This window comes from Microbacterium sp. IEGM 1404 (genome assembly GCF_030056775.1).
In the GTDB taxonomy this organism is placed as follows: Bacteria; Actinomycetota; Actinomycetes; order Actinomycetales; family Microbacteriaceae; genus Microbacterium.
The window spans coordinates 237,164-253,439 of sequence record NZ_JASHKP010000004.1 but is presented as its reverse complement, the minus strand read 5'-3'; the positions used below and the strand labels follow the sequence as shown (position 1 = coordinate 253,439).

The window sequence follows — 16,276 nt, the reverse complement described above, 5'->3', positions numbered from 1 at the left end:
GGTCTCCGAAGGAAGGGTCCCGGAAGGGGGAGGGGGAAAGGTCAGGCTCGGGGCGCCGCAACCGACTCGCGCTCGACGAGCGGGCACGCCAGCAGCGTCGGCGCGAAGGATGCCGCCCGCTCGCCCGACCCGCTGACGACGGCGTACAACGCGTCGACGGCCCACGCCCCCATCTCGTAGTGCGGGAGGGCGACGGTGGTCAGAGGCGGGAACAAGCTTTCGGGGATCGGCGCCTGGTCGTCGAACCCGACCACCGACAGGTCGCCGGGGATCGACAGCCCGCGTTCCCCGGCTGCCCGGTAGGCACCCATCGCCATCCGGTCGTTGTAGCAGAACAGCGCCGTAGGGCCCGCATCCAGGAGGGCGTTCGTGGCGGTGTAGCCGCCGCGGGCGTCGGAGCTCCCCTCGGCGACCAACCCCTCGGTGGGCAGCCCCGCCGCGGCCATCGCCTCGAGGTAGCCACCGAGGCGGCCGCGGGTGGCCGGGACGTCTTCGGCGCTCGCGGCGAAGGCGATGCGGCGGTGCCCCCGCGCGACGAGCATCTCGACGACCGCCACGGCCCCGGCGCGTTCGTCGGGGAGGACGGCGGGCAGGATGCCGGAGCTGTCGCGCGCACCGATGAGAACGGCCGGGCGGGCGGAGAGGTTCTCGGGCGCGACGATCTCGTCGTGGTAGACGGTGGCGTAGATGATGCCGTCGACCTGGCGGTCGAGGAACGCCTGCACCTGCACCGGGGGGACCTCCGGATCGGGGTTCAGCTCGGAGTTGATGATCGCCAGTGTGAGGTTGTGGCGGCTCGCCTCCTCCTGCGCCCCGAGGATGATGCGACCGGCGTGCGGGGTGGTCGCGATCTCCTCGGTGAGGAGTCCGATCATCTCCGACGCCTGCGTGCGCAGGCCACGGGCCAGGCGGTTCGGACGGTAGCCGAGCTCCTCCGCCGCGACGCGCACACGAGCGGCGGTCTCTTCGCTGACCCGGGTATGCGGGGTGGCGTTGAGCACGTGCGAGACGGTGGTCTGCGACACCCCGGCGCGCGCGGCGACGTCACGGATCCCCGCCGTCTTCTCGGTCAGCCGCGTCTCGGTCATCGTCGCCCCCCTCACGTTCGTACCATCTTCTGCCCCGGCACGGTGCTGTGCGACGTCCGGACGGCGGGTGTGAAGCGGACCGCGTTGACCGTGAGGTCGGCATCCACCTCGTCCTCGGTCCCGGAGTCGAGGATCGTGTTACCGGTGGACGCCGCGTCCACGCGCACCGCGACCACCGCGAGCGGCCGTGCCTCCGCGGTCGACAGCAATGCCTCGACCTGCGCCTCGAATGCCGAATCCTGTGAGCCCGGGTCGACGTCGGAGGCCACGACGTGATTGTCGGACACCCGGTTGCCGCGGCCCGCGGCCAGCCGGACGATCACGGGCGCCGCACCGTCCGGCCGGACCCGTGACGCGGCGACCACCTCGGAGAAGTGGTTGCCGATGATCGAGTTGCCGTCGCCGTCGACGTTCACGAGGCCGAACGCGTCGTCGTAGCGTCCCTCGACCCCGAGGAACGGTGTCCACGGCTCATGGTCGCGCAGGAAGTGATTGGATGCCACGAGGTTCTCGGAACTGCCGGCCGCCAGGACCACCATGCCGGGGTAGAACGAGTGCAGGCGGTTGTTCGTGACGCTCGACCGTGTCACCGCGTGGAGCGAGACGCTGCTGGACCCGCGCGGAAAGACGTTGTTGGCGGTGATGAGCAGACCGCCGTGATTCTCGGCGTAGATGGAATGACCCGCGAACCCCGCGCCGATGAGGTTGTCGGTGATCTTCGACGCCTGCCCCCACCCGCGCAGCTCCACGCAGCTCCCGCACTCGGCGATGAAGTTGTCGTGGATCGACAGCGCGTCGGCGTTGTAGATGGTGAGCGCGTTCTCGAGGTACACGAACCCCATCCCGTTCACGCGGAAGGAGTCATTGGCATCCCGGACGAAGATCCCGGTCTTGCCGTTGACGTAGGAGTTCTCCACATTGTCGTCGGGTCCGGGCGCCATGAAATGCAGACCGTCGATGCAGAAGCCGCTGAACTCCACCGAGCTGATCCGCGGGCTGCCCGTGCGCGCCACGAGAAACGCGGCTCCGGATGACTCGTCGTCCGGCTGAACGTCGACGAGATCGACCATGACCCGGCTCCCGCCCGGCCAAAGCTCGTGCAACCCCGCCCACTCGGACTCGGGGACGTTGAACCGGATGCTGGAGGACGTGAACCCGTGCCCCGCCCCCTCGATGCGCACGAAGCTGAGGTCGATGACCACCTGCGTGCGCAGGCGGTAGTCGCCCGGCGGGATCTGGATGACGGCTCCGGGACGACCGCCGTCTTCGACGTCGGCCCCCTGCTGGCGCTCTTTGACGTCGCGCAGGATGTCGTTGATCACCGCGCCGATGTCCTGAGCGGCGTCGCCATGGGGCCATTCGGTCACGTCGTAGCGGTTGTTGCGCGGAGGCATCGGCGAGTTCTCCTTATCTGCGAGTGCCATGTCAGCCCTTCACAGCACCCAGGGTGAGACCGGCGACGATGTGCCGCTGGAGGAACAGCGTGAGCAGGATGACGGGGACCGAGTAGACCGTCGCCAGCGCGGTCATGCCACCCCAGTCGAGGCCGAACTGGGTCTGGAAGTTGGCGATGACGACGGGCGTCGTCTGCGCTCGCACGGAGGTGAGCAGCAGCGCGAACAGGAACTCGTTCCACGAGGCGAGGAACGCGAAGATCGCCGTGACCGCGAGCCCCCCGGACACCACAGGCAGCACGACGCGCACCATCGCCTGGAGACGGGAGCACCCGTCGACTTCGGCGGCTTCGCCCAGCTCATCGGGCACCGCCTCGAAGAAGCTGGCCATGAGCCAGATCGACAACGGCAGCGAGATCGTCGTGTGCGCGAGGGCCAGCCCGAACGAGGTGTCGGTGAGGCCCAGCGATCGCATCACCTCGATGAGAGGCGCTCCGACGGCGATGGTCGGAACCATGCGGGTCACGAGGGCCGCGAGGATGAACACGCGACCGCTCGGGGTCCGGAACCGCGTGATCGCGTAGGCCGCCGGTACGGCCAACAGGAGCGACAGGGCGGTCGAGATCACCGCGGTCACCACGCTGTTGATCAGGGCGGCCGGCACTCCCGCGCGCGACAGCGCCGAGACGTAGTTCTCGAGCGTCCAGACGCCGGGGAGGACCGTGGGTGGAACGGCGATGGCATCCAACGGGGTCTTGAACGACGTCAGGAGGAGGTAGAGGAAGGGGAAGCCGTACAGGGCGACGACGACGGCGAGCAGTGCCCACAGCACCACGCGGCTGCGGCCGACCGTTTCGAGGGGGTTCATCGCGCGGTACCTCCGGGACGCCAGATGAGCAGGACGGCCGCGATCGCGACGGCGAGCATGGCCACGAGGTAGACCGTGCCCATCGCGCTCGCCAGGCCCGGGTCGCCGAAGCGCGTCATCGTGCGGTAGATCAGCAGGCTGAGGGTGGTGGTGCTGTTCTGCGGCCCACCGTCGGTCTGGATGAGGATGATGTCGAACGCCCGTGCCGCGTCGATGCCCCGGACGATCAGGGCCACGGCGATCACGGGCCGCAGCAGCGGAAGGATGATGCTGAACAGGATTCGGGGGTAGCGAGCCCCGTCGATGCGGGCGGCTTCGATGACGTCGCCCGGGATGTTCTGCAGTCCCGCGAACAGCACGAGCGTGATGAACGACGTCGTCAGCCAGATGTCCGGCACCGCCACCGAGAACAGGGCGATGCGCGGATCGCTCAGCCACGCGATCTGGCTCGGATCCGACAGGATGCCGACACGGGTGAGCAGCTCGTTGACGATGCCGAAGTTGTCGATGAGCAGGAAACGCCACAGGAGTCCCGCGACGACGGGGGCGATCATGAGCGGATACATGAAGATCGTGCGGAAGACCGCCGATCGACGTCCCAGAGCGGTGAAGAGCAGGGCGACGGCGAGGCCGAGGACGAACTCCGCCGTCACCACGACGACCGTGTAGACCACTGTGCGCATCGATGCCGACTGGAACGTCTCGGACCCGAAGGCCGCGGCGTAGTTGGCGAGCCCGACGAATGTGCGACCGGCTCCCGCGAACGGCGAGATCTCGAAGAAGCTGTCGTAGACGAAGCGGACGAGCGGCCACAGCACGAACACAGCGAGAAACAGCGCTGCCGGGGCCATGAGGGCCAGGGCGAAGCGCCGGTCTCCGGCGTCCTTGCTGCGGCGCCGACGCGGGGCCGCCGGCACGTCCCGCGACGGGGCGGCCGGGGCCACCCCGTCGCGGGCGGGAGGAGCAATGGTCTCCACGGAATGCTTTCGAACGGGATCGTCAGTTGACGATCGACTGGATCTGGGTCTTGGCGTCGGAGAGGAGCTTGGCGGTGTCCGCTCCCGGCTCGACGGCCTTCTGCAGCATCGGCACGAGCACCGAGTCGACGATCTCCTGCCACTCCGGCGTCGCCGGGCGGGGCGCGGAGCCGGGAGCTTCGAGGGTCTTCACGAGGGCCCCGTAGTTCTCGAACCCGGCGACGTCGGCCTTCGACTCGAACGCGCTCTTGCGGGCGACGAGTCCCAGCGACGTGTCGGCGGCGAGGTCGTTGTGCTCGTACGCGAACGCGATGAAGTCCTTCGCGGCATCCTGCTTCGTCCCGCTCGCGGGCACCGACAGGTACCAGGCGCCGGGAACCCCGGCCACTCCCCCGGGTCCGCCGATCATGGGCGCGACGCCGATGGAGTCCTTCACGGGCGAATCCGCCGGAGTCTGCCGGTAGGCGTGGCCCCAGAAGCGCATCATGGCGAGTTTGCCCTGGTAAAAGAGGTTCTGCGCTCCGGCCCAGTCGAGCTGGGCGGCACCGGACGGCGCGTACGGCAGCAGGCTGACGTAGAAGTCGAGAGCCGCCTTGTGCTTCGCGTCGTCGATGGTGACGTCGCCGCTCGAGGGGTCGAGGACCATCTGCGACTCCCCGGCCTGCGAGACGGTGGCGAGCCACTCGGTCTCGACGGCGCCCTTCACGTCGGTGCCGTAGAGGTCGACGGTTCCATCGCCATCGGTGTCACGGGTGAAGAATTCGGCGACGTCGCGGTACTGCTCCCACGTGGTGGGGGCGGCCAGCGGGTAACCGTACTTCGCCTGGAAGTCGGCCTTGTTGGTGGCGTCCTCGAACAGGTCGGTGCGGTAGAAGAGGATCTCGGAGTTCGTCCACACCGGCATCCCGATGTGCTTCCCGTCGACCTGCGACTCCCCCACGAGACCGTCGAAGAGATCGTTCTTCACGTCGTCCGTGAACAGGTCGTCGAGGGGGGCGAGACCCGGAGCGAAGGCCGGGAGCCAGATGGCATCCAGGGCGGCGACGTCGAACGACGGCGTGCCGGCCTGGAGTTCGGACTGGATGCGGTCGTACAGGCCGTCGTAGGGCAGCTCGACGAGCGTGACGTCGGTGCCCTTCTCCTTCTTGTAGAGGTCGGCGATCGGCTGGAGCTCGGCCTTGCCGCCGCCCTCCACGACGACGGTGAGGGTGGAATTCTCCTCGGCTGCACCGGTGCCGCCGCCGGCACCGCATCCGGTGAGGACGACGGCCGCGGCCGCCACGACGGCGAGCGGTCCGATCGCGCGCCGGACGAGTCCGGTCTGCTGTTGCGTGCGAAGCTTCATCACTTCGACTCCTTCGTGAGTGATTCGGGAAAGTGCGGGTGGGAGTCTCCGCCAATACGTTTTGGCAAATCGTCTTGGCATGAAGCTAACGGCCGCATGCCGCACCCGTCAAGCGCGGCCGGAGGCCAAAGTCTTTGGCGCTTGCCCGCCCCGCGAGCCCGTTCTACTCTCGCCTCGAGGCTGCATGCCAAATCCATTTGGCTCGAAGGAGAACCATGACCCGCATACGCTCACGCCGACTCGCGCCGGCGGCCACCGCCTCCGCGGGCGGACTCACCCGGCGGGGGTTCCTCTCCATCGCCCTCGCGGCCGGCGCCGTCGGCACCTGGGGCGCCCGCCCCGCCGTCGCGGCACCCACGGCCGGCGCAGCAGCCCCCGCCGCCGCGAACACGCCACCCGCACGACCCCACCGCACGCTGCTCGGCGTGCTCTGACGCGAACGACCCGAACGGCGAAGGAGCCGACATGCCCTCGACCATCTACGACGTGACGACCTGGACGATCCCCTCCGCACCGACGGTCACGGCCTCCACCGACATCGGCGCCGTGATCAACAGCATCATCGCCGACATCAAGTCGACGCAGACCTCCCAGGCGTCGAAGCCCGGAGCGGTGATCTACATCCCGCCGGGCGACTACTCGCTCAAGACCCGCGCCGTCATCGACATCAGCTACCTGCAGATCAAGGGCTCAGGCCACGGTTTCACGTCGTCGAGCATCCGGTACAACGCGGGTGACACGTCGTCGTGGTGGGAGATCTTCCCCGGCGGCAGCCGGATCCGCGTCGAGAACACCGACGGCAACGCCGAGGCGTTCCTCATCCAGCGCTCCGGATCGCCGCGACTGAGCTCGATCGAGTTCATCGACTTCTGCCTCGACGGCGTCTCATTCACGCCGAACCAGAACAGCTACACCAACGGCAAGATCGGCATCCGCTCCACCAGCGACACCGACTCCCTGCGGATTGCCGGGATGGGCCTGGTGTACCTGCAGCGCGGGCTCGTCGTCACGGGTGCCGACGCGCTGGCGGTGACGAACAACTTCATCGCCGAGTGCGGCAGCTGCATCGAGCTCGTCGCATCCGGACAGGCCAGCCTCGTCAGCGGCAACCTCGTCGGCGCGGGCCCCTACGGATTCTCGATCTTCGCCGAGGGCCACTTCGGTCTGCTCATCTCGGGCAACAATGTGTTCCCTCGCGGCAAGAGCAGCGTGCACCTGAAGAACTGCGGGAACAGCAGCGTCACGGCGAACCGCCTGCACAGCTTCTTCTCCGGCATGATCACGACCGAGGGCACCTGCGACAACAACCTGATCAGCAGCAACCACTTCCTGCGCAACCGCGAGAGCTTCCCGCCGTTCCAGAGCGTCCCCGCCCCGCAGGACGACCTCTTCGGGCTGATCCACGTACGCGGCAGCGGGAACACCGTGGTCACGAACCATTTCTCGTTCGACGTCCCGCCGGCGAACGTCCTGCCCTCGGGTGCGGTTCCCACGATGGTCCTGGTGAAATCGGGGAGCAACAACTACCTGGCGATGAACCACCACGCCGCGAACGTCGCCGTCCGGTCGGCGGTGCTCGATGGGAGCACGACGAACACCAAGGTCCTGGATTCCGGCACGACGGCCGAGTTCCAGGCACTCGGCGCGGCGACCTACGGCTTCCGCGCGACGCCCTGACGCCGGGCGGCCGGCCTCGGGCTCGGCCTCGGTCCGGGCTCGGCCTCGGGCTCGGCCCCCCGGCCTCGGTCCGCCATGCCGTCGCGCGGAGTCCTCGCCCGACACGCCGACACCGGATGCCACCACCCGGCGCGTCGCCCACGAACTCCGCACGACAGCCCGCACCGCCCCGCGCAGCAGCCCCGGGGAGCAGGGCTCAGCGGGTGATCGGGCTCACCACGCCCTCACGGTCGTCGACGAGCCGACGACGCCCGATCCAGCCGGTGAGGCCCCGTCCGTCGCGCCACGCGAACAGCAGCGCGATCGTGGCGATGAGGAGCACCACCGAAAGCAGCGACCACGGCGCCGGGAGGCCCTCGAGCACCGTGTAGGCGCCCGCGCCGGTCAGGAACCGCAGCACCCGCGCGAGCCAGGTCGGCAGGACGCCGTTCGTGTACCGCACGCGGGTGGCGAGGTCGCCCACCGAACGCCCGGTACCGAGGATCACGACGAGCCACACGACGGCGCCGACGCCCGTGCCCACCGCCGAGGCGAGGTCACCCGTGCGTCCCGGGTCGTCGAACAGGAGGACCAGCGCCGCCTGCAGCGCCACCGCGACGCCCGATCCGAGCAGTCCGATGCCCACCACGTCGCACAGGATGCCGAGCACCCGGCGGCCGCGCGTGACGGGCCGGGGGATCTCGGCATCCGGGGACTTCTCCAGTCCGCGGTGCTTCCGCGGCACGGCGAACGCGACGAGTGATCCCAGGAGCGCGCCGGAGGTGTTGGCGATGAGGTCGTCGACGTCGAAGACGCGGTACGCGCACGGGAACAGGCCCCACACACCCGTCAGCTGGGTCGTCTCGATGATCCCGCTGATCGCGAGACCGACGAGCCCGGCGACCACGATGCCGCGCCCGCCGAGCACGCGCAGAAAGAATCCGAGCGGCACGAACAGGAGAACGTTCAACGCGACCTGCAGCACGACCGGATCGGTGAGGTAGCGGCCCGAGACGGCGACGGCATCCCGGATCTCGTCCACGAACTGGAACGGGCGGAGGTTCCTCCCCGCGCAGCGGTAGGCGTCGCTGTCGGGCATGGGGACGAGCGTGTACGTCCAGATGGCCCAGAAATACACCGCCGCGCCCGCCCACAGGAGCGTCCGGCCGAACGAGAGCCGCCCGCGCCGTCGGTAGCTGACGGCCACGAACGGCACGAAGGCGAGGAACGCCACGACGCCTCCGAGGAAGATCGCCAGGCTCCCCGATCCGATGATGTTGTGCACCCGGCGAGCCTAGGGAATAGTGCCCGAGGCCACGGAGTTCTCACCGTTACGGTCACCCGTGCACCTCGCCGGATGACTACCAGCCGGTGAACGCGCCGCGGGTCAGATTGCGTACGGGCGGTAGTGCGCGTAATGTCGCGCGCCGTGACTGACGAAAGTCGCGAGCCCGGCGAACCGACGCCGATGGCCAAGCGCATCCTGATCGGCGAGCCTCTCACGTCGGAAAAACTCGACGAACAGCTCCTCCCCAAGAAGATGGCCCTCCCCATCTTCGCCTCCGACGCACTCTCCTCCGTGGCCTATGCGCCACAGGAGCTGCTGATGATCCTGCTGATCGGAGGAACGGCCCTGCTGACGCTCAGCCCCTGGGTCGCCGCAGCCGTCGTCGTCCTGCTGGTCGTGGTCGTCCTGAGCTACCGGCAGCTCATCAAGGCGTACCCCTCGGGCGGTGGCGACTACGAGGTCGCCAGCAAGAACCTCGGCGAGGTCCCCGGTGTCGTGGTCGCCGCCGCTCTGCTGGTGGACTACGTGCTCACGGTCGCGGTGTCGGTGGCATCCGGGGTCGACAACATCATCTCGGCGCTCCCGGAACTGAACCCCTTCCGGGTCGAGATCGCCGTCGGATTCGTCATCCTCATCGTCATCGTCAATCTCCGCGGAGTCCGCGAAGCCTCCTCGGTCTTCGCCATTCCGACGTACCTGTTCATCGGGTCGGTCGGCATCATGATCGTCGTCGGTCTCGGTCGCGCCGTGCTCGGCGATGTGCCGGTGGCATCCAGCGCCCAATACGCCGTGCAGGCCGAATCGCTGACGCAGGCCGCGCTCATCCTCCTCGTCCTCCGCGCGTTCTCGAGCGGGTGTTCGGCCCTGACCGGCGTCGAGGCCGTTTCCAACGGCGTGCCGGCGTTCCGCAAGCCCAAGATCCGCAACGCGCAGACGACCCTCACGCTCATGGGCGGCATCGCGATCGCCCTCTTCGTCGGCCTGACCCTCCTGGCGCTGCTCGCCGGCGTGCACTACGCCGAGAACCCCTGCAACCTGGTCGGCTTCGACTGCACGCTCCCGCAGCCGAGCCTCATGGCGCAGGTGGCCGCCGCCACGTTCGGCATGGGCAGCATCCCGTTCTTCATCATCCAGGCCGCGACCGCGTGCGTGCTCCTGCTCGCGGCGAACACCGCGTTCAACGGCTTCCCGCTGCTGGGTGCCGTGCTCGCGCGCGACGGCTACGCCCCCAAGGCGCTGAACACCCGCGGTGACCGTCTCGTCTACTCCAACGGCATGGTGATCCTCGGCATCGTCGCGATCGGCGTGCTGATCGTCTACCAGGCGAACCTCACGACCCTGATCCAGCTGTACATCATCGGCGTGTTCGTGTCCTTCTCGCTGGGACAGATCGGCATGGTCCGCCATTGGCGCCGGACGTTGGCCGGCCTTCGCGCGCTGTCGCCCGAGGCGGCGCGGCAGCAGAGCGCGCGGTACGAGCGACGCTCCGCGATCACGGGCCTGTGGATCAACTCCCTCGGCGCCTCCCTCACCGTGCTCGTGCTCCTCATCGTCACGATCACGAAGTTCACGCACGGCGCGTGGCTGGTGTTCATCGCGATCCCGATCCTCGCGACGCTCATGCTCGGCGTGAACCGCTACTACCGCGACGTCGAGCACGAGATCCGCATGGACGACGACGTGCACTTCGGCTCGTCGGGCGACGTCGCGATCATCCTCGTGAACCGTCTGCAGAAGCCGGTCATGAAGGCGATCGACTACGCCCTCGCCGCCAAGCACGACAAGACGCTGGCGGTGCACGTGGCGATCACCGAGGAGGATGCCGCGGGCCTGCAGAAGGAGTGGGCGGCGCACGAGATGCCCATCCCGCTCGTCATCATCGAATCGCCGTACCGCACGTACACGTCACCGGTCACGACCTTCATCAAGAGCTACCGCGAGAAGCACGGCTCGGCCGTCGTCACGGTCTACCTGCCGCAGTTCATCGTGGGCCACTGGTGGGAGTCGATCCTCCACAACCGCCGCTCGCGTCGCCTCGCGCAGCAGCTGATGCTCGTGCACGGCGTCTCGATCACGCTCGTCCCGTGGCTGCTCGACTCGTCGGAGCTCATCTACGGCCGGCGCTCGCGTCCGCTCCCGGGTCAGCAGCGCGGTGGCCAGCCCGTCGCCGAGGTGCCCGCGCACCGCGGGAAGACGCCGAACTCCCCGGCATCCTGAGCACCCGAGCCGGGTGAACGCGCAGGCACCCCTCCCGCGATCCTGATTGGATACCGGGAGGGGGAGGAGCGAGCGCAGGAGTGGATGACGAGGCGCGCGGGCGCGCGATCGGATTGCTGGGCGACTTCAACGACCGGATGACACGGGTCGTCGACGCCGTCTTCGGCACGAGCTGGGCCGAGATCGAGGAGATCATCGCGCTCGTCCTGCTCGCCTCCGAGCGGATGGTCACCACCCGTCGCCTCGCGGACGTCAGCGGGCTCGGGCGTCGTGCCGTCTCGCGTCTCGTCCTGCGGTTGCAGACGGAGGACCTGGTCGTCACGCGCGCGGCCGCGACGGACGCGCGGGCCGTGGAGGTCGTCCTGACCGCCGCCGGTGAGGAGAGGGCGCTGACCCTTCACCGGGAGACCACCGCGTTCTTCTCCGCAAGCACCGACATCGCCCGCGCCATCAGCGACGGGATGGGGACGCCGGCTCCGTCGTCGCCTCCCGTCTCACCCTCCGACGCTCTCGACCTCCTCCTGCGCATCTGCGAGGCGGGCTCCCGCCTGGTCCGGTACATGCCGGCAGCCGCGACGAGGGGAAAGCTGGCGGCGCGCCAACGGGCTGCGCTGGTCCTGATCGCGATGCAGGGCGGGGTACGTCCGAGCGAGCTCGCGGGTCCGCTGGAACTCTCGGCGGCGGGAGCCTCGCACGTCGTGGACCAGCTGTGCGCGAAGGGTTTCGTCGCGCGCGTGCGCGGCACAGTGCCCGAGGATCGGCGGGCCGTCGTGATCCGGGCGACGCCCGCAGGGTTCGAGGCCGTCGGGGCCGTCGCCTTCGGAATCGAACAGGAGTCCGCGTCGCTCGCCGCGCTCTTCGCCGAACTCGCGGCCTGGCGGACGGCCTGAGACTCCACGCCCGGTTTGTTAGAACCGCGAACTGTTCGCACTTGTCCCATAATGAACTCTCTCGGTACTGTCCTGAAAGGGATACGAAGGAGTCGGAAATGTCACGAGAAGAGCACGCACGGGAAGGTGCCCAGGCGGTCGTGCCCGATGATCAGATCATCGACGTCGCCGTGGTCATGCCACGTGGTTCGACGAAGGCGGGCCTCATCGGCTCCGTCATCGGCGTCAGCGCCGGAGGCGACAATCAGACGGCCTGGGGCGTCGCGGGCGGGATGCTGGCCCAACGGGCGCAGAGCGCTTCGCACGGGAGCTACCCCTCCATTGTCCTTGCCGTGTCCGAGTCGAAGCTCCACGTGCTCGGCCGGCAGTCCACCGGCATCGTCGGCGGGTGGAAGAACCTGCACCCCGTCGCCCACATCGCGCGCGCCGACCTCGAGGTCCGCACGCGGCACAGCGGCACCGTCCGCGTGATCGAACTCACCGACACGAACACCGGCACCACCCTCGAATTTGAGGCTCAGACCATCGGCGGCCTCGGGCTCAACGAGCTTCTCGCCGAACTCGGAAAGGACGCACACTGATGGCCTACAACGACCGTCCGGGGGGCGTGACACTCGTCGCCGTCATCGCCTGGATCACCGCCGTCCTTCAAATCGGCCTCTCGATCCTGATCCTCACCGGAGCCATCGCCCCCGCGGGCGTCTCCGTGCCGTCGGCATGGATCGGGATCGTCGTGGGGGTCATCACCTTGCTGGTGAGCTTCGGTCTCTTCGGCGCGAACCGCATCGCCCGCGTCATCGTCACGGCATCCCTCGGGCTCAGCATCCTGAGCTCGATCCTCCAGGCGGCGACCCACCAGGACGCGAACGTCCTCGTGGGCGCGATCATCACGATCGTCCTGGCCGGCATCGGGATCGCGTTGCTCTACACGGCCCGAGCGAACCGGTTCTTCGCGTGAGCGCGACCTCGACCGGCGACCGCGACCGCGAGACCATCGGCACGAACGGCTGGCAGCGATTCTGGAACCGGGGCGGATGGTGGCGCGCCGTCCTGATGGCGGCGATCTACATCGCGCTGTACAACCTCGTCGGCCTCGCTCTGCGTCCGGTCCTCGGCGGCCTCGTGCAGGGTGACGACATCTTCGCGACGCCGCTGGGAGCCTTCATCTCCATCGGGGTGCAACCGCTCGTCGGCTCGATCATCCTGGTGATCATCGCGGCCAGCATCGGGTGGCTGCCGCGTCCGCTGTTCGGACGTCAGCCGGTCGGACGCAAGTGGTGGTTCTGGCTCGGACCGATCCTCATCCTCGTGCCGATCGTGTTCCACTTCATCGGCATCGAGTACGGCCGGTACGGGGCGGCGGTCGTCGTCTCGGTCCTGATCGCCGGGCTGTTCGTCGGGTTCTCGGAGGAGTTCCTCACCCGCGGCATGGGCGTCACGATGCTCCGACGCCACGGGTACCGCGAGTGGGCGGTCATGACCCTCTCGTCGCTCATCTTCGCGTTGCTGCACCTGTCGAACCTGTTCACCGGGCAGAGCTTCGCGATCGTGGGCCCCACGGTCGTCTACACCTTCGCCTTCGGTATCTGCATGTACGCGACGCTGCGCACGGGCGGGTCGCTCATCTGGCCGATCCTCCTCCACGCGCTGACCGACCCGACGACGATCCTGGCCTCGGGCGGCATCGACGACGGCACGAACGCGTCGGTCAACACCGCCAACCTGGTGGCGACCGCGGGCACGTTCGCCTACGTGGCGTGGGCCATCGTCCTGCTCATCGTGACGCGCGGTGACGCCCACGGCCGCGCCGAGGCCGACGAGCCCGCCCGCGTCCGCGTGGAGGCCTGACCCCGCGGTGCCCCCGCCGCACGGGCGGGGGCCGTGCCAGCGGCATCCGGGGCGCTCGACCTCAGTCGGTGGGGCGCCGCCGCATCCTCTTCACATCGGTACGGCGCTGTTTGGCCTGCAGGCGACGCTCCTGAGAACCACGGGTCGGCTGCGTCGCCCGACGCGGGGTCGCGGGTGCGCGCACGGCCTCGCCCACGAGCGCGGCGAGTCGGGCGCGCGCGGCGTCGCGGTTGCGCAGCTGGGCCCGATGCTCGGACGCCGCGATCGTCAGCACCCCGCCGACCAGGCGATCACCCAGTCGCTCGAGAAGACGCTCGCGCTGCACCCGTGACAGCACCGCGGAGCCGGCGGCATCCCACATCAGCTCCACGCGGGAGTCGGTGGTGTTCACGCCCTGTCCGCCCGGGCCCGACGAGCGCGAGAACCGCCACGACAGCTCGGACGCCGGGATCACGAGTCCGGCGCTGACGCGGACGTCGGGTCCGTCGGAGGAGGGCATGGCTCCATCATGCGCGGTCTCTGCGAACAACTCCGGCAGGATCCGCCTCCGGGCGCCGGCATCCGGTCGCCCCCCAACCCGTTGAGTGTCCAAGACACGCGGACGCCGAACGAGGCGACCCGCGTGTCTTGGACACTGAACTGAGGTTGCGGCCCCGCCCCACCCGCCGAGGCGGGCGGGGACACCGGGTCCGGCGTCAGCGGCCGGACCGCCGGAACAGCGTCACCGCGACGGCCCACGCGACCGCGAGGATGCCGGCGCACCACGCCAGTGCGATCCACACGCTCGCGCCGACGGGCTGCTGCGCGAGCAGGGCGCGGATGGCATCCACGAGGGACGTCACCGGCTGGTTCTCGGCGAACCAGCGCACGGGACCGGGCATGGTGTCGGTGGGCGCGAACGCCGAGCTGACGAAGGGGAGGAAGATCAGCGGGTAGCTGAACGCGCTGGCACCGTCGATGGTCTTCGCCGCGAGGCCGGCGATCACCGCCACCCACGTGAGGGCGAGCGTGTACGCCATCAGGATGCCGACGACCCCGAGCCACGCGACGGGCGACGCGCCCGACCGGAAGCCGACGAGCAGTGCCACGCCGATCACCAGGGCCAGCGACACCGCGTTCGCGAGCAGCGACGTGAGGACGTGTCCCCACAGGACGCTTCCCGGGGCGATGGGCATCGACCGCAGCCGATCGACGATCCCGCCGCGCACGTCGAGAAACACCCGGTACGCGGTGTACGCGATTCCCGAGGCCACGGTGATCAGCAGGATGCCGGGCAGCAGGAAGTCCACGTACGCGGTGCTGCCGGTGTCGACCGCGCCACCCAGGACGAAGACGAACAGCAGCATGATCGCGACCGGCATGATCGCGGTCGTCACGATCGTGTCGGGGCTGCGGAGGATGTGCCGGAGCGACCGTCCGGTGAGGACGGCGGTGTCGGACAAGGCGTGGGTGGTCATGATTCCTCCTCGGCGAGCGGGCCGGCGGAGCCCGGGGCGGAGCCGACGATGGCGAGGAAGATCTCCTCCAGAGTGGGCTGCTTCTCGACGTACTCCACCGTCGTCGGCGGGAACAGCGCGCGGAGTTCCGCGAGCGTTCCCTCGGCGATGACGCGTCCGCCGTGCAGGATCGCGATGCGGTCGGCGAGGTGTTCGGCCTCGTCGAGGTACTGCGTCGTGAGCAGCACGGTGGTGCCGGACGCGGCGAGGGAGCGCACGGCATCCCACACCTCCAGGCGCGCCTGCGGGTCGAGCCCCGTCGTCGGCTCGTCGAGGAAGACCACGGCCGGCTCACCGACGAGGCTCATCGCGATGTCGAGACGCCGGCGCATTCCACCGGAATACGTGGATGCCGCCCGGCGCGCGGCATCCGTCAGCGAGAAGCGCTCGAGCAGCGTGTCGGCCACGCGGGCGGGGTCGGGCAGATGACGCAGGCGGGCGACGAGCGTGAGATTCTCGCGCCCCGTCAGGACCTCGTCGACCGCGGCGAACTGCCCCGTGAGGCTGATGGCGGCGCGGACGCGCGCGGCCCGGGTCGCGACGTCGGCTCCGTCGACGACCGCGGTCCCGCCGTCGGCGCGGAGCAGCGTCGACAGGATCCGGACGGCCGTCGTCTTCCCGGCGCCGTTGGAGCCGAGGAGCGCGACGATCGTGCCGCGTTCGACATCGAGGTCGAGGCCGTCGAGGACGCGGACGTCGCCGTACGACTTGGTGAGGTTCCGCACGCGGATGGCGGGACCGGTATCGGTGATGGGCATGGTGTTCCTCTCGTCGTGTTCCGGCCGGAGGGCGCACGAGGCCATCGCCTCCGGCCAGCCGGTTCCGGAGGACGCGTGCGGGAGAGGGCGCTCAGCCCTGCGACTGCGCCGCCTCGTCGATCGCGCGGGCGAGGCGGGCGCGCTCGCGTCCGATCCAACTGCCGTCGCCGTAGTTCGCCATGAACTCCTCGGCGAACACCGACGGTTCGGCGCCCGTCAGGTCGCGGATGGGCGTCTCGGCCGCGGCGGCCTGCTCGAGCAGGTCGGCGAGGTCGGTCACCATGCGGATCAGCGCGTCGCTGTCGTCGCTCGGCCCGAGGTTGAGCACGTAGCGCTCGAGCGCGCGGCCCGCCTGCCGGTAGGGGCCGGGAAGGGCGTCGAGGCGGCGCCGGTAGTCCCGCCACTGCTTCTTGGCGCCCAGGTCGCCGAGGATCTTCTCGTACCAGGCCAT

17 protein-coding genes are annotated in these 16,276 nt (G+C 69.3%); 7 read left to right on the top strand and 10 right to left on the bottom strand.

Annotation, left to right across the window (positions count from 1 at the left end; all coding sequences use genetic code 11):
- Positions 1–41: 41 nt before the first annotated feature.
- The 5 genes from QM517_RS15620 to QM517_RS15600 form a co-directional block, all read right to left on the bottom strand.
- Positions 42–1,088, bottom strand: a complete 1,047-nt coding sequence (locus tag QM517_RS15620; RefSeq protein WP_077050935.1) for a LacI family DNA-binding transcriptional regulator — start codon at positions 1,086–1,088, stop codon at positions 42–44.
- Between the two features lie 11 nt (positions 1,089–1,099).
- Positions 1,100–2,512 (bottom strand): NosD domain-containing protein, encoded by a 1,413-nt coding sequence (locus QM517_RS15615; RefSeq protein ID WP_283288719.1) that lies wholly within the window; start codon positions 2,510–2,512, stop codon positions 1,100–1,102.
- 1 nt (position 2,513) lies between these two features.
- Positions 2,514–3,350: a carbohydrate ABC transporter permease gene (locus tag QM517_RS15610; protein WP_283288718.1), complete on the bottom strand. Its 837-nt coding sequence runs from the start codon at positions 3,348–3,350 to the stop codon at positions 2,514–2,516.
- Positions 3,347–4,201, bottom strand: coding sequence for a carbohydrate ABC transporter permease (locus QM517_RS15605; RefSeq protein WP_077051371.1), 855 nt, complete (start codon positions 4,199–4,201; stop codon positions 3,347–3,349). Before QM517_RS15605 ends, QM517_RS15610 begins: the two co-directional genes overlap by 4 nt.
- A gap of 148 nt (positions 4,202–4,349) precedes the next feature.
- Positions 4,350–5,672, bottom strand: coding sequence for an ABC transporter substrate-binding protein (locus QM517_RS15600; protein ID WP_283288714.1), 1,323 nt, complete (start codon positions 5,670–5,672; stop codon positions 4,350–4,352).
- 215 nt (positions 5,673–5,887) lie between these two features.
- Between QM517_RS15600 and QM517_RS15595 the strand changes: the two genes are divergently transcribed.
- Together QM517_RS15595 and QM517_RS15590 are read left to right on the top strand one after the other, a co-directional pair.
- Positions 5,888–6,106, top strand: a complete 219-nt coding sequence (locus tag QM517_RS15595; protein ID WP_077050938.1) for a hypothetical protein — start codon at positions 5,888–5,890, stop codon at positions 6,104–6,106.
- Between the two features lie 31 nt (positions 6,107–6,137).
- On the top strand, positions 6,138–7,349 hold the full coding sequence (locus QM517_RS15590) for a NosD domain-containing protein (protein WP_283288711.1): 1,212 nt from the start codon (positions 6,138–6,140) through the stop codon (positions 7,347–7,349).
- 196 nt (positions 7,350–7,545) lie between these two features.
- Here the strand turns inward: QM517_RS15590 and QM517_RS15585 are convergent, their stop codons facing one another.
- Positions 7,546–8,613 carry a VanZ family protein gene (locus QM517_RS15585; protein ID WP_283288708.1) on the bottom strand — a complete coding sequence of 356 codons (1,068 nt, stop codon included), beginning with the start codon at positions 8,611–8,613 and terminating at the stop codon, positions 7,546–7,548.
- Positions 8,614–8,745: 132 nt separating this feature from the next.
- Between QM517_RS15585 and QM517_RS15580 the strand changes: the two genes are divergently transcribed.
- From QM517_RS15580 to QM517_RS15560, 5 genes are all read left to right on the top strand, one after another.
- Positions 8,746–10,833, top strand: a complete 2,088-nt coding sequence (locus QM517_RS15580; protein ID WP_374114697.1) for an APC family permease — start codon at positions 8,746–8,748, stop codon at positions 10,831–10,833.
- A gap of 80 nt (positions 10,834–10,913) precedes the next feature.
- A complete protein-coding gene (locus tag QM517_RS18725) occupies positions 10,914–11,723 on the top strand; it encodes a MarR family transcriptional regulator (protein ID WP_077050942.1) in 810 nt (269 codons plus the stop codon).
- A 98-nt stretch (positions 11,724–11,821) separates the two neighbouring features.
- On the top strand, positions 11,822–12,304 hold the full coding sequence (locus QM517_RS15570; protein ID WP_077050943.1) for a hypothetical protein: 483 nt from the start codon (positions 11,822–11,824) through the stop codon (positions 12,302–12,304).
- Complete coding sequence (locus tag QM517_RS15565) at positions 12,304–12,681, top strand: hypothetical protein (RefSeq protein ID WP_077050944.1); 378 nt, start codon at positions 12,304–12,306, stop codon at positions 12,679–12,681. Before QM517_RS15570 ends, QM517_RS15565 begins: the two co-directional genes overlap by 1 nt.
- Entirely contained in the window at positions 12,678–13,571 is an 894-nt protein-coding gene (locus QM517_RS15560; protein WP_283288702.1) for a CPBP family intramembrane glutamic endopeptidase, read from the top strand. The genes QM517_RS15565 and QM517_RS15560 overlap by 4 nt, the downstream gene beginning before the upstream one ends.
- A gap of 61 nt (positions 13,572–13,632) precedes the next feature.
- Here the strand turns inward: QM517_RS15560 and arfB are convergent, their stop codons facing one another.
- From arfB to QM517_RS15540, 4 genes are all read right to left on the bottom strand, one after another.
- Complete coding sequence (gene arfB / locus QM517_RS15555) at positions 13,633–14,070, bottom strand: alternative ribosome rescue aminoacyl-tRNA hydrolase ArfB (protein WP_283288699.1); 438 nt, start codon at positions 14,068–14,070, stop codon at positions 13,633–13,635.
- A 196-nt stretch (positions 14,071–14,266) separates the two neighbouring features.
- Entirely contained in the window at positions 14,267–15,028 is a 762-nt protein-coding gene (locus QM517_RS15550) for an ABC transporter permease (protein WP_283288697.1), read from the bottom strand.
- Positions 15,025–15,825, bottom strand: a complete 801-nt coding sequence (locus tag QM517_RS15545) for an ABC transporter ATP-binding protein (protein ID WP_283288695.1) — start codon at positions 15,823–15,825, stop codon at positions 15,025–15,027. Before QM517_RS15545 ends, QM517_RS15550 begins: the two co-directional genes overlap by 4 nt.
- A gap of 91 nt (positions 15,826–15,916) precedes the next feature.
- The gene (locus tag QM517_RS15540; protein ID WP_283288694.1) at positions 15,917–16,276 is read right to left on the bottom strand and encodes a DUF1048 domain-containing protein; all 360 of its coding nucleotides are present in this window, start codon (positions 16,274–16,276) and stop codon (positions 15,917–15,919) included.